Origin of the sequence: Bacillus sp. FSL H8-0534, from assembly GCF_038005885.1 — a bacterium.
Lineage (GTDB): Bacteria > Bacillota > Bacilli > Bacillales > Bacillaceae_G > Bacillus_A > Bacillus_A pseudomycoides.
Genome location: NZ_JBBOUC010000001.1, coordinates 418,183 through 443,805, shown reverse-complemented (window position 1 = coordinate 443,805; position 25,623 = coordinate 418,183). Strand labels below are relative to the sequence as shown.

Annotated in this window: 32 protein-coding genes and 4 pseudogenes; 10 read left to right on the top strand and 26 right to left on the bottom strand. The window is 34.4% G+C overall.

From position 1 onward, the window contains the following. Positions 1-143: 143 nt before the first annotated feature. Genes MHH71_RS02505 through sleB form a run of 3 tightly spaced genes read right to left on the bottom strand, consistent with a single transcriptional unit; the run spans position 144 to position 2,878 of the window. Positions 144-740: a YhcN/YlaJ family sporulation lipoprotein gene (locus MHH71_RS02505; RefSeq protein ID WP_033798907.1), complete on the bottom strand. Its 597-nt coding sequence runs from the start codon at positions 738-740 to the stop codon at positions 144-146. Positions 741-766: 26 nt separating this feature from the next. Further along, positions 767-2,107: a germination protein YpeB gene (gene ypeB, locus MHH71_RS02500; protein WP_006095009.1), complete on the bottom strand. Its 1,341-nt coding sequence runs from the start codon at positions 2,105-2,107 to the stop codon at positions 767-769. A 15-nt stretch (positions 2,108-2,122) separates the two neighbouring features. Continuing rightward, complete coding sequence (gene sleB / locus MHH71_RS02495; protein ID WP_006095010.1) at positions 2,123-2,878, bottom strand: spore cortex-lytic enzyme; 756 nt, start codon at positions 2,876-2,878, stop codon at positions 2,123-2,125. Between the two features lie 145 nt (positions 2,879-3,023). Here sleB and MHH71_RS02490 point away from each other — a divergent pair, with 145 nt between their 5' ends. Continuing rightward, positions 3,024-3,356, top strand: coding sequence for a DUF3889 domain-containing protein (locus MHH71_RS02490; protein ID WP_003204562.1), 333 nt, complete (start codon positions 3,024-3,026; stop codon positions 3,354-3,356). Positions 3,357-3,542: 186 nt separating this feature from the next. Here the strand turns inward: MHH71_RS02490 and MHH71_RS02485 are convergent, their stop codons facing one another. Next, a complete protein-coding gene (locus tag MHH71_RS02485; RefSeq protein ID WP_033798908.1) occupies positions 3,543-4,460 on the bottom strand; it encodes a serine hydrolase domain-containing protein in 918 nt (305 codons plus the stop codon). A gap of 538 nt (positions 4,461-4,998) precedes the next feature. Here MHH71_RS02485 and MHH71_RS02480 point away from each other — a divergent pair. Further along, the gene (locus tag MHH71_RS02480) at positions 4,999-5,664 is read left to right on the top strand and encodes an HAD family hydrolase (protein ID WP_006095012.1); all 666 of its coding nucleotides are present in this window, start codon (positions 4,999-5,001) and stop codon (positions 5,662-5,664) included. A gap of 204 nt (positions 5,665-5,868) precedes the next feature. On the opposite strand, the gene kynA is transcribed toward MHH71_RS02480, so the two are convergent. The 3 genes from kynA to kynU are packed head-to-tail and all read right to left on the bottom strand — an operon-like array spanning position 5,869 to position 8,666. Continuing rightward, positions 5,869-6,708 carry a tryptophan 2,3-dioxygenase gene (gene kynA / locus MHH71_RS02475; protein WP_006095013.1) on the bottom strand — a complete coding sequence of 280 codons (840 nt, stop codon included), beginning with the start codon at positions 6,706-6,708 and terminating at the stop codon, positions 5,869-5,871. Between the two features lie 38 nt (positions 6,709-6,746). After that, positions 6,747-7,376 carry an arylformamidase gene (kynB, locus tag MHH71_RS02470; protein WP_006095014.1) on the bottom strand — a complete coding sequence of 210 codons (630 nt, stop codon included), beginning with the start codon at positions 7,374-7,376 and terminating at the stop codon, positions 6,747-6,749. Between the two features lie 3 nt (positions 7,377-7,379). Next, entirely contained in the window at positions 7,380-8,666 is a 1,287-nt protein-coding gene (gene kynU, locus MHH71_RS02465; RefSeq protein ID WP_006095015.1) for a kynureninase, read from the bottom strand. Positions 8,667-8,826: 160 nt separating this feature from the next. Between kynU and MHH71_RS02460 the strand changes: the two genes are divergently transcribed. Then, a complete protein-coding gene (locus MHH71_RS02460; protein WP_006095016.1) occupies positions 8,827-9,444 on the top strand; it encodes a TetR/AcrR family transcriptional regulator in 618 nt (205 codons plus the stop codon). A 41-nt stretch (positions 9,445-9,485) separates the two neighbouring features. Here the strand turns inward: MHH71_RS02460 and MHH71_RS02455 are convergent, their stop codons facing one another. Both MHH71_RS02455 and MHH71_RS02450 read right to left on the bottom strand, forming a co-directional pair. Next, a complete protein-coding gene (locus tag MHH71_RS02455) occupies positions 9,486-9,923 on the bottom strand; it encodes an NUDIX domain-containing protein (RefSeq protein ID WP_006095017.1) in 438 nt (145 codons plus the stop codon). A gap of 36 nt (positions 9,924-9,959) precedes the next feature. Beyond that, on the bottom strand, positions 9,960-10,202 hold the full coding sequence (locus MHH71_RS02450; protein ID WP_003207301.1) for a DUF3977 family protein: 243 nt from the start codon (positions 10,200-10,202) through the stop codon (positions 9,960-9,962). 217 nt (positions 10,203-10,419) lie between these two features. Here MHH71_RS02450 and MHH71_RS02445 point away from each other — a divergent pair, with 217 nt between their 5' ends. Beyond that, entirely contained in the window at positions 10,420-10,971 is a 552-nt protein-coding gene (locus tag MHH71_RS02445) for a hypothetical protein (protein WP_033798909.1), read from the top strand. A 133-nt stretch (positions 10,972-11,104) separates the two neighbouring features. Here MHH71_RS02445 and MHH71_RS02440 read toward each other — a convergent pair. The 3 genes and pseudogenes from MHH71_RS02440 to MHH71_RS30490 form a co-directional block, all read right to left on the bottom strand. Further along, positions 11,105-11,245 (bottom strand): annotated as a pseudogene (locus tag MHH71_RS02440) (helix-turn-helix domain-containing protein); the annotation flags it as partial. 3 nt (positions 11,246-11,248) lie between these two features. Continuing rightward, the gene (locus MHH71_RS02435; protein ID WP_006095019.1) at positions 11,249-11,794 is read right to left on the bottom strand and encodes a GNAT family N-acetyltransferase; all 546 of its coding nucleotides are present in this window, start codon (positions 11,792-11,794) and stop codon (positions 11,249-11,251) included. 316 nt (positions 11,795-12,110) lie between these two features. Beyond that, positions 12,111-12,386, bottom strand: a pseudogene (locus tag MHH71_RS30490) (transketolase C-terminal domain-containing protein); the annotation flags it as partial. Between the two features lie 105 nt (positions 12,387-12,491). On the opposite strand from MHH71_RS30490, the gene MHH71_RS02420 reads away from it, so the two are divergent. After that, complete coding sequence (locus tag MHH71_RS02420; protein WP_033798910.1) at positions 12,492-13,334, top strand: oxidoreductase; 843 nt, start codon at positions 12,492-12,494, stop codon at positions 13,332-13,334. Positions 13,335-13,410: 76 nt separating this feature from the next. Here MHH71_RS02420 and MHH71_RS02415 read toward each other — a convergent pair whose 3' ends face one another. Genes MHH71_RS02415 through MHH71_RS02400 form a run of 4 tightly spaced genes read right to left on the bottom strand, consistent with a single transcriptional unit; the run spans position 13,411 to position 15,594 of the window. Further along, positions 13,411-13,773 (bottom strand): DUF4181 domain-containing protein, encoded by a 363-nt coding sequence (locus tag MHH71_RS02415; RefSeq protein ID WP_006095022.1) that lies wholly within the window; start codon positions 13,771-13,773, stop codon positions 13,411-13,413. Positions 13,774-13,829: 56 nt separating this feature from the next. Further along, a complete protein-coding gene (locus MHH71_RS02410; RefSeq protein ID WP_033798911.1) occupies positions 13,830-14,276 on the bottom strand; it encodes an NUDIX domain-containing protein in 447 nt (148 codons plus the stop codon). Between the two features lie 18 nt (positions 14,277-14,294). Further along, positions 14,295-15,137 (bottom strand): PP2C family serine/threonine-protein phosphatase, encoded by an 843-nt coding sequence (locus MHH71_RS02405; RefSeq protein ID WP_033798912.1) that lies wholly within the window; start codon positions 15,135-15,137, stop codon positions 14,295-14,297. Next, on the bottom strand, positions 15,115-15,594 hold the full coding sequence (locus tag MHH71_RS02400; protein ID WP_018780599.1) for an HIT family protein: 480 nt from the start codon (positions 15,592-15,594) through the stop codon (positions 15,115-15,117). The genes MHH71_RS02405 and MHH71_RS02400 overlap by 23 nt, the downstream gene beginning before the upstream one ends. Positions 15,595-15,902: 308 nt before the next feature. Here MHH71_RS02400 and MHH71_RS30485 point away from each other — a divergent pair, with 308 nt between their 5' ends. Continuing rightward, the gene (locus tag MHH71_RS30485; RefSeq protein WP_003204599.1) at positions 15,903-16,049 is read left to right on the top strand and encodes a hypothetical protein; all 147 of its coding nucleotides are present in this window, start codon (positions 15,903-15,905) and stop codon (positions 16,047-16,049) included. 72 nt (positions 16,050-16,121) lie between these two features. On the opposite strand, the gene MHH71_RS02390 is transcribed toward MHH71_RS30485, so the two are convergent. Beyond that, the gene (locus MHH71_RS02390) at positions 16,122-16,961 is read right to left on the bottom strand and encodes an ABC transporter permease (RefSeq protein ID WP_018766032.1); all 840 of its coding nucleotides are present in this window, start codon (positions 16,959-16,961) and stop codon (positions 16,122-16,124) included. Continuing rightward, positions 16,954-18,159 (bottom strand): quaternary amine ABC transporter ATP-binding protein, encoded by a 1,206-nt coding sequence (locus MHH71_RS02385; RefSeq protein ID WP_003204603.1) that lies wholly within the window; start codon positions 18,157-18,159, stop codon positions 16,954-16,956. Before MHH71_RS02385 ends, MHH71_RS02390 begins: the two co-directional genes overlap by 8 nt. Before the next feature lie 190 nt (positions 18,160-18,349). On the opposite strand from MHH71_RS02385, the gene MHH71_RS02380 reads away from it, so the two are divergent. Then, the gene (locus MHH71_RS02380) at positions 18,350-19,207 is read left to right on the top strand and encodes a glycine betaine ABC transporter substrate-binding protein (RefSeq protein ID WP_018780602.1); all 858 of its coding nucleotides are present in this window, start codon (positions 18,350-18,352) and stop codon (positions 19,205-19,207) included. Between the two features lie 53 nt (positions 19,208-19,260). On the opposite strand, the gene clpP is transcribed toward MHH71_RS02380, so the two are convergent. Together clpP and MHH71_RS02370 are read right to left on the bottom strand one after the other, a co-directional pair. After that, on the bottom strand, positions 19,261-19,842 hold the full coding sequence (gene clpP / locus MHH71_RS02375; RefSeq protein WP_018780603.1) for an ATP-dependent Clp endopeptidase proteolytic subunit ClpP: 582 nt from the start codon (positions 19,840-19,842) through the stop codon (positions 19,261-19,263). 21 nt (positions 19,843-19,863) lie between these two features. Then, positions 19,864-20,562: an RNA polymerase subunit sigma-70 gene (locus MHH71_RS02370; protein WP_033798916.1), complete on the bottom strand. Its 699-nt coding sequence runs from the start codon at positions 20,560-20,562 to the stop codon at positions 19,864-19,866. A 145-nt stretch (positions 20,563-20,707) separates the two neighbouring features. On the opposite strand from MHH71_RS02370, the gene MHH71_RS02365 reads away from it, so the two are divergent. Together MHH71_RS02365 and rpiA are read left to right on the top strand one after the other, a co-directional pair. Further along, on the top strand, positions 20,708-21,028 hold the full coding sequence (locus MHH71_RS02365) for a 2Fe-2S iron-sulfur cluster-binding protein (protein WP_006095036.1): 321 nt from the start codon (positions 20,708-20,710) through the stop codon (positions 21,026-21,028). Positions 21,029-21,040: 12 nt separating this feature from the next. After that, complete coding sequence (rpiA, locus tag MHH71_RS02360; protein ID WP_006095035.1) at positions 21,041-21,706, top strand: ribose 5-phosphate isomerase A; 666 nt, start codon at positions 21,041-21,043, stop codon at positions 21,704-21,706. Between the two features lie 106 nt (positions 21,707-21,812). On the opposite strand, the gene MHH71_RS02355 is transcribed toward rpiA, so the two are convergent. Both MHH71_RS02355 and MHH71_RS02350 read right to left on the bottom strand, forming a co-directional pair. Next, positions 21,813-22,076, bottom strand: a complete 264-nt coding sequence (locus tag MHH71_RS02355; protein WP_006095034.1) for a Gp49 family protein — start codon at positions 22,074-22,076, stop codon at positions 21,813-21,815. Further along, positions 22,076-22,186 (bottom strand): annotated as a pseudogene (locus MHH71_RS02350) (Thoeris anti-defense Tad2 family protein); the annotation flags it as partial. The gene MHH71_RS02355 and the pseudogene MHH71_RS02350, both read right to left, overlap by 1 nt. A 376-nt stretch (positions 22,187-22,562) precedes the next feature. Between MHH71_RS02350 and MHH71_RS02345 the strand changes: the two are divergent. Further along, complete coding sequence (locus MHH71_RS02345) at positions 22,563-23,015, top strand: GNAT family N-acetyltransferase (RefSeq protein WP_003204617.1); 453 nt, start codon at positions 22,563-22,565, stop codon at positions 23,013-23,015. Between the two features lie 98 nt (positions 23,016-23,113). Here the strand turns inward: MHH71_RS02345 and MHH71_RS02340 are convergent. The 4 genes and pseudogenes from MHH71_RS02340 to MHH71_RS02325 all read right to left on the bottom strand — a co-directional run bounded on the left by MHH71_RS02340 (position 23,114) and on the right by MHH71_RS02325 (position 25,577). Beyond that, a pseudogene (locus MHH71_RS02340) lies at positions 23,114-24,042 on the bottom strand (phosphotransferase enzyme family protein). 34 nt (positions 24,043-24,076) lie between these two features. Beyond that, the gene (locus MHH71_RS02335; protein ID WP_006095033.1) at positions 24,077-24,463 is read right to left on the bottom strand and encodes a ribosomal maturation YjgA family protein; all 387 of its coding nucleotides are present in this window, start codon (positions 24,461-24,463) and stop codon (positions 24,077-24,079) included. 17 nt (positions 24,464-24,480) lie between these two features. Further along, a complete protein-coding gene (locus MHH71_RS02330; RefSeq protein WP_006095032.1) occupies positions 24,481-24,912 on the bottom strand; it encodes a GNAT family N-acetyltransferase in 432 nt (143 codons plus the stop codon). Positions 24,913-24,962: 50 nt separating this feature from the next. After that, complete coding sequence (locus tag MHH71_RS02325; RefSeq protein WP_006095031.1) at positions 24,963-25,577, bottom strand: DUF4241 domain-containing protein; 615 nt, start codon at positions 25,575-25,577, stop codon at positions 24,963-24,965. Positions 25,578-25,623 lie beyond the last annotated feature (46 nt).

Below are 25,623 nucleotides of genomic sequence, written 5' to 3'. Positions count from 1 at the left end.
TTCAGATAGTTTTATATAGTTTTATACACGGTGGATCTGTCGTAACTTCCTAATTATTATTAAACCATATATTCCCTTTTTGATAAACTGAATATTAATAATTAACAAAAACATCTCGCGCCATATAGCACGAGATGTTTTTGTTATCTTTTAAGATGATTATTTGATTGATCTTCTTGTTCTTTTCTTAATTCATTCTCTTCATCTTTTGGTAACTGTTTGTCGTTTTCTTTAATCGGATTCGTTTCTTTATTTTCAATCATATCATTTGGTACTTGTGGCATAACACGTCCAACAATTGCAGCAAGTTCATCAAGAATTCCTTCGCCAGCTTTTCCGTGCTTAATTTGATTCCCCATTCGCTTTAATCGTTCATACGTATCAACATCCGCTACAACAACTGCATTTGCACCATTTGGATCATGTTTTAAGCTTTCAGCGACAGAATACTTGATTGATTCTACACGAGTTCGATCCAGTTTTGCCTTTACATCAATGCCAACAACAGCATATTTTCCAATAACGACTGCGGTCGCATCTTTTACACCTGGTATACTAGAAGCTAAAGAAGCTAAATGATCTGCCACTTGTTCATTCGGTTTTGTTTTATCTTTTGTATAGCTAACATTTCGCATAGATACATTTTTTTGTTCTGGTTTTTCATGAGCATTCTCTTTTTTTCCTACACTACACCCTGTGATAGCAAAACAAATCATAAGCATATATATAAGGATTTTCATCATTTTCACCACTTTATCATTGATGTTTAATCATAAATCTTTTCGACAGCCTGCATCTTTTTCACTTTTTCTTCAGTTCCGTCATTTGCATTAATAAAAATTTGGTACGTATCTTTTCCTAATGTCCCGACAAATTCATAGCACAATACTTCTTTATGCACATCATTTACAACAACCGCCTTGCGTTCTTCCATTACTTTTACATCTGGATTGATTTTCTTTCTTGCATCAGCAGCCGTTAATTTTGCAGTTGGAATGGTGCGTTTTTGATGTGATGCTAAATATTCTTTTGCTGAAAAACCAACAATTGATCCATCATCTAAAGCAATTTTTATTTGAATTGCTTCTGGATAAATACGCACATTATTCTCATTCACAACGTACGTAAACACACCAATATTATCGTACTGTGAACTATCAAAGAGCTCCATATTGGTAAACTTATGGTCCTTTAAGAAAGTTAATCCTTTACTTCCTGCGTCATTTAAGCTAATTTTTTGTTCCTTAATTTCACGGTTATTCATTACCCATATTGGATATCCACCTTTTTCGGTAATATCCATATAAAATTCATTCTTTGTTTCAGGATCTTGAATTTTCACACTATAAAATGATTCTTTAGCACCTTTTCCGCTTTTCTCAACTTCTACTTTTTCATTGCCTTTTAAATTTAAAAATGATTTTGCTATTTTTGCCGCTTCCTCTTTTGAAATCGCTTTACCTTTTGCTTCAAAGCCGCCTTTTTTCGCCTTTTGCATGCTTGTGAAAGTTGGACCGAAATTATTTGAAGAATAAGATGTTACATTTTTCTCAACCGTCTTAAGCCCGTCAATAATCGTGTTATCCGCTGGATCTTTATTTGACGCAAGCGCAAGTTCTACATCCATCCAACGTAAATTATTTTTCAAAACGAGATGCTGTACTTTTCGAAGCTCATCTTGAATGTTGCCAGCATTTGAATATAGAGTTTGAAGCGCTTTATATTCTTGATCGTTTAAAGGTTCTTTCTCTAAATCACGAATGGCAGTGCGATAACTAAAATCACCAATATTCGCTAAAAATTCCTCGGTTTTATTAAACGGCATTAATGTTAAAGGTAGTTGTCCTACATCAGAACGAGCTTCCGATGTTAAACGCCACACATCCGCTAATGCCGGTGATAAAGATGTACGTGAATTCATTGCCAGTGTTGTTCCGATTTTATCGTGTAATAAATCAACCTCATACGCTAAATCATGAAACGCACGCTGATAGCTGTTTTCTGCTCGAATTAACACCGCATTTTTTTCTTGGTGTTCTTTATAACCCCAATACCCTGTTCCAACTACGCCGATTGTTAACAATACAATTACGATACCTCTTAACATTTCTTCACCTCCGCTCTATTTACAGAAAATATGTTTGCCGATTTTTTTAATTTGTGGTCGACTCCAAATCCATTTACTCGTTGCAGTATCTGGATTGAAATAATACAGTGCATTTCCAGTAGGATCCCAACCATTAATAGCATCTAATACAGCTTTTTTCGCCGTTTCATTTGGCGTTAAATAAATTTGTCCATCAGCAACTGCTGTAAATGCACGTGGTTCAAAAATCACTCCAGATACTGTATTCGGGAATGATGCACTTGTCACACGATTCAAAATAACTGCCGCAACTGCAACTTGCCCTAAATATGGTTCACCACGGGATTCACCATAAACTGCGTTCGCCATTAATTGAATATCATTTTGTGAATAACCATTTGGCACATTTGTACCTTTATTTTGGGCTGGCTTATTACTTTGTCCACCCGTGTTCCCTTTATTAGCAGTTGATTTCTCATACTTTGTCGCTTTTACAAGCATCTGCTTCGTCTTAGCCCCCGCTAAGCCATCTACAGGTAAACCGAACTTTTGTTGAAAATTCCTTAGTGCCCAATATGTACCCCAACCAAATACACCATCTACTTTTCCCGTATAAAATCCGTTATATTTCAATCGAGACTGTAGTTCAATGACATCTTCTCCAGAGGCACCTCTTTGAATCACCTGATTAGAAAAGGCTTGGGCATTTCTTGTCTGCCCGCTACTTACAATTACAGATATACCGATTAATACAAACAAAATCAGTATTTTAAAAATAACTGTATGACGCACATATTTCCCTCCTTATTTGCAGTGATGATTTCATGGTTATGTTTTGTAAATAAAACGCTTTTATGTAAAGAAGACAAAAAAATCCAAACTTATATGATTTAGACTGCATGTACACAATAAGAAAAACGGCTAAAAGGAGTTTATTATGAAGCGTATTTTTGCATGTTTTGTATTAGGAATTGTATTTGTTACAGCATATTGCAATACATATACTCATTCATCAGTTGTTCACGCACAACCACCATATGCAAAATGGGGTAAACTTGCGGTAGAAAAAACGAAAGAAAACTATCCAAAAGCGCAAATTATTGATTACCTTCATATTGGAAGAAAACCGAAGACAGTGAATATAACAACAGAAAAATTCAAATTATGGCTGCGTGAAGATGGAAAGGAATATGGTGTTTTTGTTGATGTAGAGTTTGATACAAGAACGGAGAAGTTTTTGAAGATTACATTTCAAAAGAGCAGTAGATAATGTTCAACTAACCAAGCTTTTACAGGCTTTTATTTCCCCACTTATCTTCTGTTGTTTCTTTGATTCTTGACATTAGAATCTTATTGTCAGCGAATAGCGGGATTAAAAAAGAGGAAATCATCTCGATTCCCTCTTTTTTATTACTATTTAACTTTCACTTCTTGCTTAACTATACTCTCCTTCTATTTATGTATGATTAACGTTCTCTTGTAAATGATTTATAAATAATTTTAATGGTACTAACCCACGCTTAGGCATTTGACTACTTATAATGGCTACAAGTTCTAATCTCGGAATGATGATAATGTATTGCCCTCCATATCCCATAGCAAAATACATACAATACGGTATGTGAAATCTTTCATTGTCTAATACCCACCAGTGATAACCGTATGCTCCAACATGTTCATATGTCATAAAACGAACCTTACTTGATTGTTCAATCCAACTTGAGGATACAATCCTTTCTCCATTCCAGAAACCATTTTGCAGACATAATAATCCTATTTTTAACAAATCATCTGCTTTCATTTTCATACCAAATCCACCAACATAAATACCTTGAGGATCTTGTTGCCACTCATATTCGGTAATTTGTAAAGGATTAAATAAATATTTCTTTGCAAACTGCTCCGTTGTTTTTCCAGTAGCAACTTGTAGTATATAACTTAACAGATGTGAAGAGCCTGAATTATAATTCATTTTTGCCCCTATCTCTTCCATTAACGGCTTCTGCAAAATATAATTTATCCAATTATCTGATTCCACGAAATCATTTGGAAATACAACTCCATTTCCAAACTCCTTCCACTCTTCACCAGTTGTCATTGTTAACAAGTGATAAATGGTTAATTCCTTCTTTTCTTTCGGTACATTGGGAAACCATTTTGCTATAGGCGTATGTATATCATTTATGTAGCCTTTATCTATTGCTATACCGATTAAAATTGATACGATACTTTTCGTGATAGAATTAATTTTATATAAATTGTGTGCGCATTCTTTTGTTTTATAATATTTTGTTGTTAACTCACCTTGTTGATATACGAGAAATGCATTCACTTTCTTTTTCATAAATTGATTTTCCAACTTGTAAAAATCCAATATGTATTCCTCCAAATGTATACTGTTCTTGTCTGTTTTTACTATTCTACTCAAATCAAATAAATATTTCTATTTCTATGTACTTTCTAAAAAAATATCCAATTTCACGTGTGGCAAACATATACTATAGATATAAGACATGGTCACTCATACTAAGTAGTTTCGTTTTCGTGGAAAAACACTTAATAACATACGAATTAGCATATCAATTAACATACGAATTGGTATGCTTTTTTCATTGATGTAACAATATTTCCAAGGAAAATAAGTACAAAATAGCATACCAAATAACAGCGTGGCAATAGTCATTGTTTGAATTATGGTGTTAATTTTATTGTTAAATGCTATGTTATTTCTAAACTCTTTTGAAAAAAAGAGAAAGGTCATTGTAAATTTATGTTAAAATGTATATAAAGATTGTGAGAATTTGTACTTAAACTGATGAGTCAGATTAGCTGAATAGGGATTGGTTAAGTTATTCTGTCTTTATGTTAAACTTTAGAAGTTATTCAGCAATGGTAAAAAGGGAGAGAAAGTAATGTTACAATCACTGATTTTTGATATGGATGGAACTCTATTTCAAACAGAAAAAATTCTAGAATTATCACTTAATGATACTTTTAACCATTTACGGTCACTAAATTTATGGGATACAGTAACCCCCATTAATAAATACCGTGAAATTATGGGTGTACCTTTACCAAAAGTTTGGGAAGCTTTGTTACCTAATCATTCCAATGAAGTAAGAGAACAAACGGATGCTTATTTTCTGGAAAGATTAGTTGAAAACATAAGAAGTGGGAAAGGTGCTTTATATCCTAATGTAAAGGAAGTTTTCCGTTATTTAAAAGAAAATAATTGTTCAATTTACATAGCGAGTAATGGTTTAACGGAATATTTACAAGCAATTGTGAGTTATTATAATTTGGATAATTGGGTTACTGAAACATTTAGTATTCAACAAATACGAACACTCGACAAAGGAGATTTAGTTAAAACAATTATAAAAAAATATGACATAAAAAAGGCAGCGGTAGTTGGAGACCGTCTATCTGATATAAATGCAGCTAAGGATAATGGTTTAATTGCAATTGGATGTAATTTTGATTTTGCACAAGAAGATGAACTTGCTCAGGCTGATTTGGTCATAAATGACTTAATGGAGTTAAAAACGATATTGCCTGAAATGAAAATAGTTTACTAAACCAACGGGTGCTTTAACTGAATAAGCGAAATAATAAATCAACGCTCAGAATGATATATGTCTGGGCGTTTTTGTTTGTTATTAGGTATGCGATTTATAATGTGAATTACCGTGTTATTAGATATCTTTTTTACACATAATTACAAAGAAAAAAGTACACCACGCTTCAATAAGTGATGTACTAACAATTATATAATCTTTACTTTATAACTTCGTCCGCACATTCCAAAGTTCTGGGAAAAAGCGTTGATCAAGAACACGTTTTAAATAAGAAACACCAGATGATCCACCTGTTCCCATTTTATGTCCAATAATTCGCTCTACTGTTTTCATATGACGGAAGCGCCACTGCTGGAGCCAATCTTCAATATCGATTAACTTTTCTGCCAGTTGATATAAATCCCAATATTTCTTCACATCAGCATACACCTCTAACCATGCAGCTTCAACTGTCGCATCTTCTTCATAAGGCTGTGTAATATCACGATTTAAAACATTTGGATTGATTTGGAACCCTTCTTTTACAAGTGCCTGAATTGCAACATCGTAAAGACTTGGTGAATGAAGCGCTTTATGCAAACGAGCATGTAACTCTGGATCTTTTTCATAAATTTTTAATGCATGAGGTGTTTTATAACCAAGCGCATACTCAATCATACGGTATTGATAAGACTGGAATCCTGATGCTTGGCCGAGTGAATCACGAAATTCAATATATTCAGATGGTGTGAGCGTTGCAAGAATATCCCAAGATTGAATAATTTGCGATTGAATTTTTGAAACGCGCGCAAGCATTTTAAAAGCTGGAGCCAGCCTATCATTTTGAATAGATTCAATCGCTGCACTAAGCTCATGTAAAATCAACTTCATCCAAAGTTCACTCGCTTGATGAATGACAATAAACAACATTTCATCATGATGATCAGATAACCTTTTTTGACTTCCTAGCAAACTATCTAATTGTAAGTACTCTCCGTATGTCATATTTTCTTTAAAATCCGTATGAATTCCCTTTTCCATAATTACTTTTTCATTTTCTTTCATAAAAATGAACACCCCTTCTATGCATCATCTACTTGCTCTTATAGTGGTCTTATTACAGCTCGAACTGGACTCCCATCCGCATCTGTCAATGCAAGTGGCAGGGCAATCAGTTCATAATCTCCGTCTTGTACATGGTCTAATACAACATTTTCTAAAATATGAATACCATATTTAAATAATTGGTGATGCGCCGCTAATTCTTTATCATCTAGCGGATCTACAGAAGGTACATCCACTCCAATTAATCGAATGCCTTTTTCCGAAAGAAATGGTGCAATATCAGCACGTAAATACGGAATTACTTGCGGGAATTCCTGTGCATTCCCATGCGAAGAAGTCCGAAGTAATAACCTCTCTACCCCATCTAAAGGGAATTTTTCTAATTCTTTTGCGCCAATACTTTCGATACCTGATACATCTATAATTCGAGCTTTACCAACATAGACATTAACATCTAAATCTAGTACCCTTTTTCCGTTATTATCAAAATGAAAGGGCGCATCAATATGCGTACCCGTATGAATACTCATCGTTAATTTTCCAACATTAACAGATCCACTTTGTTCTTTTGCCCATGATACTTCGTATGAAAATGGCGTATCTCCTGGCCATGTCGCAATATCATTATTTAATGGTTGTGAAATATCAATCCAATCAGATTCCTTCATTGCTTATGCCACAACCTCTCGCTTATTTTCAAACTTTTTATATTCTTCATCTTTCATGATTTTCTTCAAGATTTGCACAGATTTCCACACTTCTGCGTACGTGTTATATAAAGCAACTGGCGCAAGGCGAACCCCATTTGGTGCACGAAAATCAGGAATAACTCCATTTGCTTTTAAAGCTTTACATATACGTGCAGCTTCTGGATGCTCTAAATATATATGCCCTCCGCGTTTATCATCCTCTAATGGATTTCCAATTGTAAATCCCATCCCCTTCAGTTCATGGTTGATTAAATTTAACATATAACGAGTAATGTGTAATGATTTTCCTCGCAATCTTTCAATGCCAGCTTCTTTGAAAATCTCAAGTGAACCAATAAGTGGCGCTGTACTTAACACATGAGGTGTGCCAATTTGATATGCCCCGGCATGCTCAGCTGCTGTTAATGTATGTTCCATATCAAATTGCTTATCTTTTCTTGAACTAAACCAACCAGAAAGCCCTGGAAGACGATTGAAATGTTTTTTGTTTACATATAATCCAGCAACCCCACCAGGTCCTGCATTTAAATATTTATAATTACACCATACTGCGAAATCAACACCCCACCCTTTAAAGTCATGCGGAATTGAACCGATGGAATGGCATAAATCAAAACCAATATAGATACCACGCTTGTGCGCTTCAGCTGTTAATCGCTTCATATCAAGAATTTGTCCACTTCGATATAGCACTGCAGGCAATAAAATTAACGCAATATCATCAGTCATCGCATCAATAATATCTTCCTCTTGCAGCGTTCTACCATCCCTGCTCTTCACTCGTACAAGATGTTCATCTGGATCTAGTCCTTTTAAACGGATTTGACTTTGCAAAGCATAAATATCTGATGGGAACGTTAATTCATCCGCAAGAATCTTTGTACGAATTCCTTTCGGTTCATAAAATGTCGCAATCACTTGATGAATATTCGTCGTCGTGGAACCGGTTACAATTACCTCTTCAGGTAAAGCACCAACAAGAGGAGCAGTTAATTCGCCTAATTGTTCAGAGAGAAAAAACCAAGGATATTCTCCTTCTGTCCACCCGTCAATACCATACTCTTTCCATGAATCTAGCATAGTAAGTAAAGATTTTTCTGCTCTTTTTGAAAGTAATCCTAATGAATTACCATCTAAATATATTGTATCTGCTTTCTTATAAAATTCTTTTTGAAAATCAGCAAGTTCATCGTATTTATCACATTCCATTGCATATTCGTAAGATGGTTCAAATGGCTCTCGATACATTCTTTCACCTTCTCTTAATTTTCTTTTTATTCTAACTAGTTGAAATATAACACTATAACTGACATGACGTCAATGATATTATGTCAGTTGACTTTTTGCATTCGCTTCTACTAGAATAAAGTTATATTTTCAGATATTTCAGTATAAAGGAGTGTCCAGTTTGGGAAAAGATCTTCTTTCAACAAGACAACAGCGATCTATAGAAACGAGAAATAAATTATTAAAATCTGCCCGCAATGTTTTTTTAGAAAACGGATTTCACAAAACAACAATCTCTCAAATTATTAAACATGCTGAAACTGGTTATGGTACGGCATATGTTTATTTTAAAAATAAAGATGAGCTCCTCATAGTCCTTATGGAAAATGTTATGAATCGTTTTTACAAAATCGCTGAACGTTCCTTTTTTCCTAAAACAAAAAAAGAAGCTCACAGTATGATTGAAAATCAAGTGCGAGCTTTTTTACAATTAGCTGAAGAAGAAAGAAATATATTACAAGTCGTTGAAGAGGCTATCGGTGTGTCAAAAGAAGTTCGACAAAAGTGGAATGACATTCGAGAACGTTTTATTAGCCGAATTATACAAGATATTACCTATTCTCAAAATAATAGATTAGCTAGAAAAGAATTAAATAAAGCAATTGTGGCACGCAGTTGGTTTTATATGAATGAAACGTTTCAGTGGGAGATTGTCCGAAATGAGATCGATGTAAATCTAGAGGAGGTTGTTTGTACATTAACAGAGCTGTATACAGCGGGCTTATATAAAAATGAATAGCACACTCTCGTCTCTATGAAGAAAGTGTGCTATTTAATCGTTTATAGGAATATTTCTTCTGGATATGGCAATGCTAGCTTTGGTCTTTCCTGTGATGAAAAGTATTGAAGTTTTAACGATTCCTCATCTATCGCTCTCAACTCTCCTCCAACTCCCTCACATTCAAACACAACAACGATATATTCCACTTGATCTCCATTTGAATATGTATGACGGAAGTCTTTCCCTCCAAAAATCCCTTTTATTTCTTTCACTTGTACTCGTAAACCGGTTTCTTCCCACACCTCACGAACAACTGCTTCTTCTGGAGTTTCACCAGGTTCAATTGCTCCTGCAGGTAAACTCCAAAATTCCCCACCCGGATATTGAAATAAGATTTCCCCTTGCTCATTTTTAATAATTGCCGCTACGCTCGGCATGAAAATAAGATCAGACCCTACTTTTTCACGGATTTGTTTGTAGTATGTAGAAATCGCCATATGCCATTCTCCTTACAGATTTTCTGTATGCTTATATTATTGTACTTTACTCACAATCCCCAAAATAAACTTATACTCATTTCGATTTTTTCTCATCTTTTTAAACCCTTCTTTTGAATCAAAAATCAAACAAGTTTTTCTAAACCAAACTCGTAAATAGCATGATTCAAAATAAATAGGTTTCACAACTCCTTTTTGCTCAAACTCTGTTCCATCTTCTCGTTCTATTTCTGTTCGAACCAACCATTTATTTCCGATTCCGGCTTCTATGTACTTCACTTACAACTCCCCTTATATGAAATACTTACATCTTCCTTAGGAAATGTTGTTCTAAGCATTCTACTATTTCCCTGGTAAGCGCAGATTTTGACAGATTCTCTATTATTTCTACTTAATTGAAACTAGCAACATTCCTGTTATAAAGAAAAAGGAAAAAGCTTCATATATACCGAATAACACAAAAATAATCCATTCTTTTGAAAGAGGTATATATGTTATGAACGATCAATTTACTACTCTCCTAAGTGAAATGACCTTTATAGAAAGACAATATGAATTTCGAAATCCAGATGTTGTTCTCTATCATCCCGGTCATTACACAGAATTAAATGAACAAATCATCACATTATTTCATGAGGAAGGCTTTAAAACAATTATGATTCCCAGTGTACATAATCCATTTTTAAATGCAAATGAGTTTACCTTTCATAAAGAAATCCTAGTTAAATCAGGAATTCCTCAAGAACTAGTTATTCCAATAATAGGAGAAGCGAATACAGCTAACGATGTTATAAAAAACGCAATGCTTCTTCTATCAAAAACAACAGAAAACAAAAATATTTTATTAGCGGGAAAAACTTTTTTTATGAAAAGATTCTTGCTTATAGCAACTGCGTTTGCTACAAATGACATGACTATTGATGTTCTTCCATTACAAGATAATAGAAATCTTACGAAAGATACTTGGCATTTAACTGATACTGGTAAAAAAAGAGTGTTGAATGAATATCATATGATTTCCCAATTCCTTAAGCAAAATTATCTTTAATTTGTATAGCCGGAGATAAGATCATATTAGTTTTTAGAAATTATTTGACTCTACTATTTCCCCGGTAAGCGCATATTCCGACAGAACGTGCACTTACATATAAAAGAAGCAGATTGATAGAAGCCTGCTTCTTTTATATCTGAAATCGCTGCATCCGTTTATAAAAAGTACTACGCGGGACATCTAACAGTTTTGCCGCCAGTGATACATTTCCCTTTGTTTTTTGAAGTGCCTCAATTATCCCATTCCGCTGTATTTTTTCACGAAAGGTTAATTATTATCCATTAAATCTCCCCATAATAATAGTGTTATAGTATTTACCATCCGCAAGTCTTTTGTCATTTTTTAATATACCTTCAATTTCAAAACCAAGTTTTTCATACAATTTAATTGCTTTATCGTTTGTTTCTAAAACATTTAACGTCATTTTTTTTATATCATTGGCATTAGCCCAAGATATGGACTCTTTTAAAAGATTTTTCCCAATCCTATATCCCCAAAACTCTTTTAATACGCATACTCCAAATTCTACTTTATGAGAGAATCTCTTTAAATACACTCCCTCACATCTTGAAAACCCAACAATCCGATCGTTCACTACCGCGACTAAAAATAAGTTTCTTGGACTTTCAGTGTCCGTTTTGATAATTTCTTCAAATCTCGTTGTATCTATGAATCCCTCCCCTTCTTCTCTGTCCAGATTTTCAGTTTCTCCATCAATTTGTAATCTTAATTTAGACAAATCATTTGCATCTTTATCCATTGCAGATCTAACAGTATAATTAATCCCATTTACATAAAATTCTTGTTTGTTAATAATCATAATACACTCCTTTGATATTAAGTTGATTTAGAAGAATAAGACAGGTAAAGATCTTAGTAATTTACTGCAATTTTAACCAAATAACCTCCCACGATTTGTTCCATAAGATATTGTCCTATATGGTAAATCTTGATAATTTCAGTTTATCATAGGTTAGTTAAGAATAAGTAGCTATCTGTAACCACCTTTCTCTTTTAAAAATCCTTTAATCGATTTATATTAAATAAAAGTTACCTACATAAGTTAAATATATATAAAGAGAGTTAATTACTGAAATATAAAGCCTGTATCATAATCTATGATACAGGCTAGTTTTTTACACATTCTCCTTCTCGAAATTTGCAGTAAAAGGGAGTTCTCCAACGAAAATATCTCCATATTGATCACGCACTGCCTTTTCTGTTAAACCAACGCTTGCGATCTCTGGTGCTATATAGATGCAGGGCGGATCAATTACTTCTACTTCAAATCTTTTCTTTGTTAATTGCTCCGCAGCCTCTAGAGCAGTATGAACTTGTTCCCCGATTGCTACAATTGTGACATCTGAACCTTCGCGCTTTACTTCAGCTTTTCCTAATGGAATTGTGTAGTATATAACGAGAGAATAAACTCTATGTCTGGAGGTCAATTTGACCAGAATGATAGATTTTTGAAGTATAACTCGCTATGATGTAAGAAAAAAGAAAGTGAGCGGAAAATGAGTAAAATCGTGATTATTACAGGTGCATCCAGTGGATTTGGACTTTTAACTGCCCTCGAGCTTGCGAAAAAGGACTATTTCGTCATCGCTACAATGCGTAATCTTAATAAACAAACGGAATTATTATCTCAAGCTGCTGCATTACACTTACAACAAAATATCAAAATTCATCAATTAGATGTAACAGATCAAAAATCTATACATGCATTCCAATTGTTTTTAAAAGAATTAAACCAAGTAAACATTCTCGTCAATAACGCAGGCTATGCGAGTGGTGGATTTATAGAGGAAATTCCGGTAAAAGAATATCGTAGACAATTTGAGACGAATGTATTTGGAGCAATATCCATAACTCAAATTGTATTACCTTATATGCGAAAACAAAAAAGTGGGAAAATTATTAATGTAAGTAGTATTAGTGGCCAAGTTGGATTCCCAGGTTTATCCCCCTATGTTTCTTCAAAATACGCATTAGAAGGTTGGAGTGAATCCCTTCGCCTAGAGGTAAAACCATATGGAATAGACGTTTCATTAATCGAACCCGGTTCCTATAACACAAACATATGGGAAGTTGGGAAAGAACTTGCCGAAAATTATTCAGAATCAACCTCTCCTTATAAAGCGTATATGGATAAAATACAAAATCATATTAATAATGGCAGTGATACATTTGGCAATCCAGTAGATGTTGCAAGAAAGATTGTAGCGATTGCTGAAGCAAAAAACGCAACATTACGATACCCAATTGGGAAAGGTGTAAAATTGATGATCGTTGCTAAAAAAATTCTTCCGTGGAGAGTATGGGAGTTTCTTGTTTTGAGGAGTTTTAAGAAGATGTAATGTAAAAAGACTACTGATAAATAAGAGTCGTTATACACATTGAAATTGGGATAACGACTCTTATTATCTAGCTCTTTTAACCAACAGGTTGGAATAAATATATCATTACATTAAATGTAATGATTAAACAAAATACTCCCAATAGAGAAATTACATATTTTTTTGATTTTTTATCATATTTCCATTCCATATACGCCCGAAAAAGCTGTTGCGTACCTAAAAATACAAATAATATATATACACCCTTTATATACTCTGAAGTATAAATACAAACAAAGCCAGCCACTAAATAGATTATGATTATAATCCGCTCTCCCCATTTATGAAGCTCATTTACAGGCTCATAAAGCCAGCCACTTTGTTTTGGTATATTTAATTTCTTTCTCACAAGCTTTTCTAAAAGATATAGCACGAAAATCCATAGAATCAACACAATCACTATTGTGAAAATTGTTCATCCCCCCATCCTTAAAAATCCAATGTTATACATATTAATTAGGAATATACTTTTTGAGTAAGTAAATGGGCAATATTATCGCTCTTTTGTTCTATCAAAGAAACAATCCCCTCAGGATAAGTCAGTTTATCTTTTAACTCCTGTATACTTTTCCATATAAGAATAATATTCTTATGTTCTTTATGAACTAACACTTCACTTATAGACTTTACAGGTTTACACCAATGAAACAACGTACATTGATGGTGTGATTCTCCATCAACTTCAAATATGTGTTCTTTTACAATCGCTAATTCTACTACTCGAACTTGTAAATCATATTCCTCAAGTAACTCCCGTATAATCGCTTCATATGCCGATTCTCCATACTCAATCGATCCACCTGGAAAACGATAAAATGTCTCTTCTTCATTACATTGAACAAGAATTTTAGAATGCTCCTCATCTATGATAATAGCTTCCGCGCGCAATAAGGGTCTTTTCATTTCCTACCCCCTATTTTACTAATTTGAAGATCGTATTTTCTCCGGCTGATCGCTTGGATAAGTAGCATATACACGATTATCATAATCCCAACTAATTATCGTTGCACTATCTCGACCAAGTTGGTGATGAACATGCTCTAGTACATTTTGAATACATTCTGTTAGTTTCACTTTGTTTTCATATATATCTTTATATAAATGAATTGGATTTTCATAACGACGTTCTCCGTATTCTAGTAAGCCATCTGTTACCATTACGATTCTATTTCTTCCTGTACGTAGCTCTCGAATACCCGATGAATAACATGGAACAGGTAAAGAAAATGTATTCACATTCCCAATCCATTCATAAAAATGACGTTGGTTCAGCATATACTGTCCTAGCTTATGTAACTCTTCATGAAATACATAAACGAGGCAATCTCCTATAGAAAACCACCAAATATAATTTTCTTTTCGCACACAAATTAAGCATGCTGTTTCACCCTTTACTTGCTGACACGCCTGTTGAAACGAATTAGATTGAAAAAGTGTAAGGATATGATTTTCAACAGAACGGAATGCTATTTCAATTGGTTCTTCTAATAAAACTTTTATATTTTCATAGTCATTTTGGATTGTATGTACTACTAAGGCGACACTTTCTGCACTATTGTGTCCATCTAATATCATCGCAAATTCCCAATCTCCATTTGACCAAACGAAAGCGCCATCTTCATTCTTCTTTGCGCCTGCACTCGTATTTCCACCATATCTGCCAAGCACTATATCACCATACTGCTTAACTGAAATTTCGCCTAAACACATTTCATCACTACCAACCCATGAATATTGTGTATTATTTGTTGTATGCATACTCATTCACCATATACGTTCGTATTCTTTCGCATAGTTTTTGGATTTGTTCTGCTTGTCCATAAGGTGCACCTTTCCAATTGGCGATCTTAGTTGGTGACCAAAATTCCTTCGGTGTATTTGGATAACGAGGAATTATATGCATGTGCATATGATTGACTCCATTACCGGAAACGAAAGCATAAATATGTTCTGCACCCTCGCATTCTTTTAATGCACGGCTTACTCTACTCGTAATTAAACCAAAAGCTTTCGCTTCTTCTTCTGTTAATTCAGCTAATCCTGGTGCATGTCTTTTTATATCAATCATTACATATCCGAGATACGTTTCCTCTTCTTCCCAATGAACATGCCCCACATATACGAGTTCATCTTCATAGATTGCCCCGCCTAGCACCTTAATCTCCCCTTTATGTTTCTGACATATAAAACAGTGTGCTTCAAAGTGACTTTGTGTCGACATATGCATCCCTCTATCCCTTGGATTTACCATTATAATACCATAAAACACCCTTCCGTTCAGACTATTCAGAAATAAATTTATTATATATTCCTATTATTTCAATTTAACAGTATAAACCTTTGTAATTCTTTTTCATCGAGTCACCTTTAAACAGAGATGGGCATTTATTATAGAAAAAGAAATCTTTTCTTGAAGGAGGAACAAATCATATGCATCCACATTGGAATTCTCACATGAATTACCCACCAACCTCTTATTCAAACAACGCCGTATGAACTACACCACCAATCCCTAATGATTTTCATTACATGATGCAACGTATAGCGAACCTGGAACATCAATTAGCAAAATTGATCTCATTGATTGAAGAAAATAATCAATTAATAAAAGCGATGGAACAACAACAAAATCAAGTGTGTGCACCAGCTGGAAGTTCAGTAATTGTGCGTATGTAACCTTATTTCATTCAAATAAAAAACACGCATCATAATAAGTAGCCTCACTTACAATGCGTGTTTCATTTCTATTTACACTCTTCTTTTCTTATGAAATCCTTGCGTAATCCGATCTAATACAATCGCAATGACTACAATAGCTAGTCCAGCCTCAAACCCCATTCCAATGTTAACCTGTGTTACAGAACGATATACATCTACCCCAAGTCCTGGTGCACCTACAAGCGAAGCTGTAACAACCATCGATAAAGAGAGCATGATACTTTGGTTTACACCAGCCATTATAGTTCCCGTTGCAAGAGGTAACTGAACTTTAAATAACTTTTGCGATGTAGTTGAACCAAATGCATTTGCAGCTTCAATTAAATCTTCTGGTACTTGCCTAATCCCTAAATCAGTAAAACGAATCGTTGGTGGCATCGCAAAAATAACAGATGCGATAATACCAGGAACAACACCTACTCCAAAGAATGTAATCGCTGGAATTAAGTATACAAATGCTGGCATTGTTTGCATAAAATCTAATGTTGGCCTCAATATTTTTGAAAATCGCTCATTTTGAGATGCTAAAATGCCGATTGGGATTCCAACAATGATGGAAATAATGACTGATGTAAGAACAAGCGCTAATGTTTGCATCGTTTGTCCCCAGTAGTTAATGTTTAGAATAAATAATAAGCCGATTAACGCAAATACCACTAAAGATATTTTCCTTGTTGTATACCAAACGAGAAAACATACGATTATAATCATTAAAAATGCTGGAATTAATGTTAAGAAATTTGTAAGTAAATCAACGAAACCACCAATGATGTATGAAAATCCTCTAAACAATCCTTCAAAATGCGCATATAAACTCGTAACAAATGCATCGACCCATTCACCTAAAGGAATACGCGGAATACTATTCATCGTCATTCACCTCTTCCTCAATATTTCCTGCAAGGGCTTGAATGACACTTTCTCGTTTTATGATGCCTCTTAACCTTTTCTTTTCATCAATGACTGGTAATGGAAGCTTCATTTCCGCCATTTTCGCATACGTTTCCTCTAATAATGTATCTAAATATACGTGCGGAATATCTTTTAGTAACAAGTCAGCAATTGGCCACTGCTTTTGAACAGCTTTACTCGCATCATCCGCTGTTAATATCCCTAAAAACTCGTGTTTTTTATTTACAACATATACGGTAGATACCCCTGCATTTCTCATAATTTGCAGGGCCACTCGAGGGCCGCGGTCAATCAATAATGTTTCTGGTCTTTTTAAAATAGATTCAGCCGTAATCACTTTTCCTAAATTCACATCCGCAACGAATTTCTCTACGAATTCATTAGCTGGGCTTATCATAATTTCTTCTGGCGTTCCAATTTGCACAATTTCTCCGTCTTTCATTAATGCGATACGATCCCCAATTCGAAGTGCTTCATCTAAATCATGTGTAATAAAAATAATCGTTTTTTCCATCTTATCTTGTAGCTCTAACAGTTCATCTTGCATTTCTTTACGGATAAGTGGGTCTAATGCGCTAAATGACTCATCCATAAGTAAAACATCTGGATCATTCGTAAGAGCTCTTGCAATTCCAACGCGCTGCTGCATACCACCGCTTAATTGTCCTGGGAAGCTATCTTTATGATGATTCAATCCAACTAATTTAAGTGACTCCAAAGCTTTCGCTTCTCTTTCTTCTACTGGTACTCCTTGTATTTCTAATCCATAGGCAACATTTTGTATCACGGTACGATGAGGAAATAACGCAAATTTTTGGAAGACCATACTCATCTTTGTTCTTCGTACTTTCCTAAGTGCCTCTTTCCCCATTGTTGCGATATCTTCCCCATCTATGTATATGTGGCCTGCTGTTGGCTTTATAAGCTGATTGAGCATTCGAACAAGAGTTGATTTCCCGCTCCCAGATAGCCCCATAATGACAAAAATTTCTCCTGTATACACTTCAAATGTTGCTTTTTTCACCCCAACGTTCATTCCCGTTTCTTTTAATATTTCTGATTTACTTTTTCCCTCCTTTAATAAGGTGACTGCTCTTTGAGGGTTTTTTCCAAATACTTTTGTTACGTTTTCAACACGTACTTTTGTATTTTCCATACAACGACTCCTTTTCTGCCTATCTATTCACATAGTGTAACGATTTTAAACAGAAATATTACATAAAGAGGCTTTTTTTAAAATTCTTGTTTCCGTTCATAATAAGAAGGTTCACTTATAGATTTATTCCTACAAACAACGTGATACAAAACGGAATGAAAAATCTCTATTTACGAAACGGGAGGACTCGATGAAACAGAAAATATGGCTTATAAGCATTTTGTTATTTATCAGTATGATTATTACCTCTTGTAATGCCACAAATGCAAATACAAAAGGAAAAATTAAACTTGGTGTAACAAGTTGGAAGGAAAATATTGCGGCTGCAAATATGTGGAAAGTTTTATTAGAAGAAAAAGGATATAAAGTTGAACTCATGTATTTAGAAAAAGCAGCCATTTGGACTGGCGTCGCTCGCGGCGATGTTGATGCAAACTTAGAAGTATGGCTTCCTGTAACCGATAAGCCCTTAAATGACCGATATAAAAATGATATTGTCTTAAAATCGAAATGGTATGAGGGAACTGGACTTGGATTAGTCGTTCCTTCTTATATGAAAGACATTAACAGTATCGAGGATTTAAATTCCCATAAGGATGAATTGGATAATAAGATTATCGGAATTGAGCCTGGTAGTAGCCTTATGAATTTAACAGATAAAGCAATGAAAGAATATGATATAAAGCTAAAACTTGTCCAATCTTCAGAAGCTGCGATGATGAGTGAGCTAAAAAAAGCATATACACAAAAGAAACCCATCGCTGTAACGCTTTGGAATCCACACTGGAGCTTTTCAGAATTTGATTTAAAATATTTAAAAGACCCTAAGAAAGTATATGGTGAAAAAGACGACATTTATTACTCTGTACGAAAAGGTTTTGAAAAAGATTATCCAGAGATTGTGAAATATTTCGATAGATGGAAAATGAGTGATGAGCAACTTGGTACATTGATGGTTATGTTAAATAAAACAAAGGATCCCGAAGAGGCGGCTCGAAAATGGATTAAAAAGAATCAGGCGTTAGTAAATGAGTGGATAAAAGATTAATTTATTACGCAAAAATAGGCCAGGGAGCCTAATGTTCTCTGGCCTATTTTAAGTTATTTTTTTTCAATAACAGCATCGACAATACCATATATTTTAGCTTCTTCCGCAGTCATAAAGTAGTCTCTTTCTGTATCAAGAGCTACCTTTTCAATTGGCTGACCTGTTCGATCTGATATGATTTTGTTAATATCGTGTTTTAACTTTAATATTCGTTTTGCAGTTATTTCGATCTCTGTCGCTTGCCCTTTCACTCCGCCAAGCGGCTGATGAATCATAATTTCACTATTTGGAAGCGCAAACCTTTTCCCTTTCGCTCCAGCGAGTAATAATAGCGCTCCAAATGAAGCTGCGAATCCCATACAAAGCGTTTGAACATCAGGTTTAATCAAATTCATTGTATCCAATATCGCAAATCCCGCTGTAGTTGAGCCTCCTGGACTATTGATATAAAGAAAAATATCCTTCTCCGCATCTTCTGCTTCTAAAAATAATAACTGTGCCACTACACTGCTTGCTACTTGATCATTAATTTCTGATCCAATCATGACAATACGGTCTTTTAACAACCTTGAATATATATCATAGGAGCGTTCTCCTAGCTTTGTTTGCTCTACAACATACGGAATTGTATTCATCATAATCCCTCCATCTACTTTTTAAGCTGCGCATAGCATATAACCGTAAGAAGAAGGTGTTTTTGTATTGAATAATAACACAGGCTGCTTAGATGATAGATGTGTAAAGTCGATTGTTGGAAGAAGTCTTGTTAACAATTCTGGTTTTTGTTCCCGAATAGCTGTTACAACTACTTCAACGTCATCATCCTGCCCGGCTAATTCAATCTCCTCTTCTTCACTTACCGTTTTCAATCTATTTCTACTACGAAACAACGAAGCCTTCACTGCGCCTTCTGAGATTGAACATATTTCCGCAATATCTGATAAGCTGTATTGAAAAACATCTTTTAACAAGAAGATAACGGATTGCTGTACATTTAATAAAGACAAGACTTTCTCCGCCATCTCATGCAAATCAGCAATTTTTTCATGTGGTTCTTCAAATGTAATCTCCTGCTCTAATTTCTTCTTAGCTGATTTTGCTTTCATTTGATCGAGCCATTGATTTCGAGCAATTTTATATAGAAGCGTAATACAAACATCTTTATGTTCTACACCTATATATTTTTGAAGTACTTTACAAACCGTTTCTTGGGCCAGGTCTTCCCCATCCCATTTGCTTTTTGTTAAAAAGGTACAGTACCTTTTTAACTCCGCATAATTTTCAATGATAAAGTTTATATTTGAATGATTCATATCGATATGATTTCTTAAAATTCGAGTTACTTTTGTGCACAAAATAACCACTCCTTTTCAGCGCTTACTTAATTAACGATTGAACAAATCAAAAAGTTACGGGGCACATAAAAAAATTTAATGTTTATGTTTGTAAATGTGGGGTCATAAATATGTTATGTAGAATTTTACATGAGGAGGCAACAATATGCCAAAATTAACCGTTATTGGTAGTGGAACATTTGATGTAAAAGAAGGAACAAAGTTAGCACTAGCACTTGAAGATAATGGTATCCATATTCTTCACCGCTGCGGCGGGAAAGCGCGTTGTACCACTTGCCGTGTAGAAATCATAGCTGGGGATTTTTGTGAACCTACACATGTTGAGAAGAACGCTATTACTGAAAAAGGTATTGAAGATCATTTGCGATTATCATGTCAAATGCATGTACATACTGATCTCACCGTTCGTCCCATATTAACAGTTGAAAATTCCGGATTAGATGCTGGGCCACGGCCTGTAGAATGAAAAGGCAACAGAATGACGGATTTAAAACGATTAGCTGGTGAATATGCTGCTGATTTTGTAAAAGACGGGATGAAAATCGGCCTTGGTACTGGTTCTACTGTATATTGGACAATACAAAAATTAGGACAGCTAATCAGCGAAGGTTTAACGATTCAAGCTGTACCAACATCAATAGAAACTGAGAAATTAGCAGTGCAGCTTTCTATCCCTTTAATTCCTTTAAGTAACGTTGATTACCTTGATCTCACGATTGATGGTGCAGACGAGATTAACCCCAATCTACATTTAATTAAGGGGGGCGGCGGCGCTCTTCTACGTGAAAAAATAGTCGCCACTTCTTCCCAAAAACTCATTATAATCGCTGATGAATCAAAACTTGTAAAAGATTTAGGTACCTTTCCTCTTCCTATTGAAATCGTACCGTTCGCTTGGGAGCAAACTGCAAAACGAATTCAATCCTTTGGTTGCCAGACGATTTTACGTACCCAAAATAATCCACCATTTATAACAGACAATGGCAATATGATCTTAGATTGTGTTTTTCCAAACCAAATAACGAACCCAATCGAAACTCATCAGCAGGTAAAAATAGTAACTGGTGTAATTGAAACTGGTTTATTTATTAATATGGTAAATAAAGCGATTATTGCAACTGAAAAAGGAATAAAAGTATTATGACAAAACTAAAGGGCATGAGCCCGGTACAATACGAAGCCCATGCCCTTTAGTTTTGACTAATGAAGTAACCTGTCTAACTTTTTGAGATCACTTCACTAATAGCGACTTACTTAACTAATTTAGCTAATTCACATTGCAATCTATATTCTTCTAATTCCCAAATCTTATTTACAATTCGTTCTTTACAGCATTCCATACCAATATCCATATCATAATCAGCAGGGTCAACACATGCGCTGGATTCAGTTAAAATAAATCCATTTGGCAATTTCGCAACTACGACTGTACATTTGCCATGAAATTCTTCTACTGTCCATTGAGTTTTCTCTAAAATATTATCAATATCCTGTTGAGTTACCGTATTATCCATTATTCAACAACCTCCCAATCTTCTGCTAACATATCAGTTGGTGAAGCTAACCAAGGAACAAAATGTTCTTGTACTGTTTTCATTGCAATATATGCAACATATGAGACATTATGTCCTCTATGCTTGTTTTATAAAGACCACGACACTAATACACCGTTGACCGTCTATATGAATTCCATTGGTCTTTTGTCCTAATGCGGTTTCTTACCGCCCTCTGCTCATTCTCCAAATTCATATATGATAAAATTAATTCATTCGCTAATATGTCCAAACATGTAATTTTCATAGCAATAAAATTAAAACTAGGCTTACAACGTCATTCAAAATTAGATGAAGCAAGTGCATACAATTCGAAAAAGAGTTTCAAGTGGTGTATTATTATCGATATTGAGTCAGGTCCAAAGACAGGAAAAAAACCCAAAAATGGGCTTCTCGATATAAAACAGTATCTTTATATTCCCATCATATAAGAAAGGACTGAATAAGTTGAAATCAAAACAAATAAAAGAAATAACTGACTTAGAAACTGCCTTTCAAATTCGAAAAGAAGTGTTTGTCAAAGAACAAGGTGTTCCTCTGGAAGATGAATTTGATACATTCGATAAATTAAATGATGTATGTCATCATATTTTAGTTTATTTTAATGAAATACCTGTAGGGACTGGACGCATAAGATTCGTCGATAACATTGGTAAACTAGAAAGAATCTGCATATTACAACCTTATCGAAAACATGGTTTAGGCAAAGTAATTATTCAAACATTAGAAGAGATTGCTAGAGAAAAAGAAATATCCAAAGTTAAATTACATGGGCAAACACATGCAGAAGGGTTTTATAACAAACTAGGCTATCATACTTCTTCAGACGTATTTATGGAAGACGGTATTCCGCATATTCTTATGACAAAGGATTTATCGATTAAAGAAGTTAGTAAATAATAAAGTAAAATCCCCTTTCTGCACTATATAAAGGGGATTTTAAAACGATTCATTTATAATATACTCTATCAATTCTTTCATCTATACATTGTCGTCTCTTAAACTATCTCTACTCCCTTTATTGTTTCTTCAATCGCCTCTTTATTTGTTAAAATCCAAAAGAACATTTCTTCATTTAACTTTAATAATTCTGCTGATTGAACAAAATAAGTAATGAAGATGACTTGAATACCTAGCATTACATACCAAATCGCCTGAATTTCTGCTTCTGATAAAGGATTCTGTTTATGGTATCCCTCAAAAATATTTCGAACAATATATAACCAGTCCCTTCTTAATTGTTCATCACAAAATACTTCGCTTAAAATACTAGTGAAACAGTAGCACAAATCAAACACTCTCACATTTATTTCTACAAGTTCAAAATCTATAAATCCTTGAAACTCATTTTCCTTAAAGATTAAGTTAGATAAATGCATATCTCGATGAATGAGTTGCCTTGGTAACAGCGTAATGGAGTCTTTAAAATCTTTTTGCAGCTGGTTCATAGTTTGAATGAGCTCAGGATGAACTTGCTCACTGCTTTTCAAAACAGGTGTGGCCCAATCATAAATTACATTGTACAAATTACGTTCCACAAATTCGTCTACATGATTTGTGGAACAAAGTGCCTGATGTAACTTAGCAACTTCACTTCCAATAGTATTACTTAACACTTTAAGATTTCCAACGCGTTTTACTTCTACAACATTTCCCTCTACATACTCATACATACAATATATTTATCATCTTGTAAAATATAGCTTTCGTTGCCTCTCGTCTTCAAAAGCCTTTGTATTCTAATTCCTTTTTGTGCAAGTTGATTTAATACATTTGTTTCAGCCAACAACTGCTTTATCGAACCTTTTTCTTTTAATATATAATTTTGCTTATTCCTTATAATCTTTGTTACTTTCGGTTGGATTGCTTCTGTTGTTACTTGCTCGTCTTGAAACCAAAAATTTGTAATATCTAATATGTGTTCCATTGTATATATACCCCTTTATGAAATCCGAAGCCTTTTATACTTTTCGAAACATTAATTCACACAGCATACCCGTTCCAACTCCAATTGTATAAGCTAATAAATCACTCCACAAAAAACCATACCCTAATACAAGTCCCCCTAAAGTCGTTGCACGAATATTATCTATCCAATCCGCATGATATAATTGACTGATTTCAATACCATAACAAAATAGTAAACTTAAAAACGCGATCTTTTTAATCTTCATTTTATGAAAAAGGAATCCAAATCCAATAAAAATCATGAGAGCCCAAAGTGCATCCCCTAAATATGCATTTAATAGATTAGGTAAAGCATAAGCAAATTTCCTTGATGCCAATCCTAAAATAACTACTATTATTGTCAAGATTGCATACAGCAACCTATTTCGTTTATAACTCATTATGAAGTCCTTTCTTATTACACAAAACGTTTTACAAACCCTGTACTTTTTTCAACATATCCCATACATTTATAAAATTGGTGCGCATGGTGTCTTTCCTCACGATTCCCACTATTTAAGCAAATCGAATCTATCCCTTGTTCCATCGCCCATTTCTCTGCTGCTTCTATTAAACTTTTTCCTATTCCTTGATTTCGAAACTCTTCATCTACTACTAATGCAATAATGCGAGTGTATATTCCATCTTCAGTGTAAAGTATGCCTGTACATAAGCCAATCATTCCAATAACACGCTCATTTTCTTCTGCTACCAACGTATAGTAATCTGGGTGAGAAAAAATATTTTGAAGTCTTACTTTCATTTTTCCTATAGTTGTTGGATAGCCAAGGTGTCCCATTAATGAAGTTAAATCATGTACATCATCTAAATGTGCCTTTCTGATTTCCATGCACTCTCCCCTTCACTAGTCACATCATTGGTTCTTATATCATCATTCATTTATTCCTCATATAACACTTGAAAATCAGTAACAAGCGAAACAATTTTCCCATTCTCATCAAATCCCCAATAAGAAGGATAAAAACCATCACCATAACCTGATCGGAACATAATAATATTACTTCCTGTTTCCTCACATACTACACAATTTCCCCACTCATCATCATGTTCTGTTAGTACGTCGTCTATCAAATCATCATACAAACTAATGAATTCTTCTCCTAGCTCTTGTTGTAATCTATTTTCTATTTCTTCTAACTTTTCAATTGCTTCCACATCTGCAAAACACCCTAGTCCCGTATCAACTGGATACCCAAAAATATATCCTTCCTTTAGTTCACTTACATTCTGTCCTGGCTTTATTGCCATCTTCCATTCTGTCACTTTTGCTTCTGATACTTTCAATTCAGCACCAGCAATTACACCATCTTCCTCGTTCAACCAAGCAACAATTGGATATGTGCCGGGCTGAATTGTTTGTTCGAAGTGATTTTTATTAAAAATAAGAGGATCACAAGCAACCATTTTACCTGAAGTAACTTTTAAATGGTCTAATACTTCAGGACGTAGGACTTCACTATCCAGTTTAGATAATTCATGTAGTAGCTTTGACATAATGTTTCTCTTCCCTTCATTCTCTTATTATTAGACTATACAACTT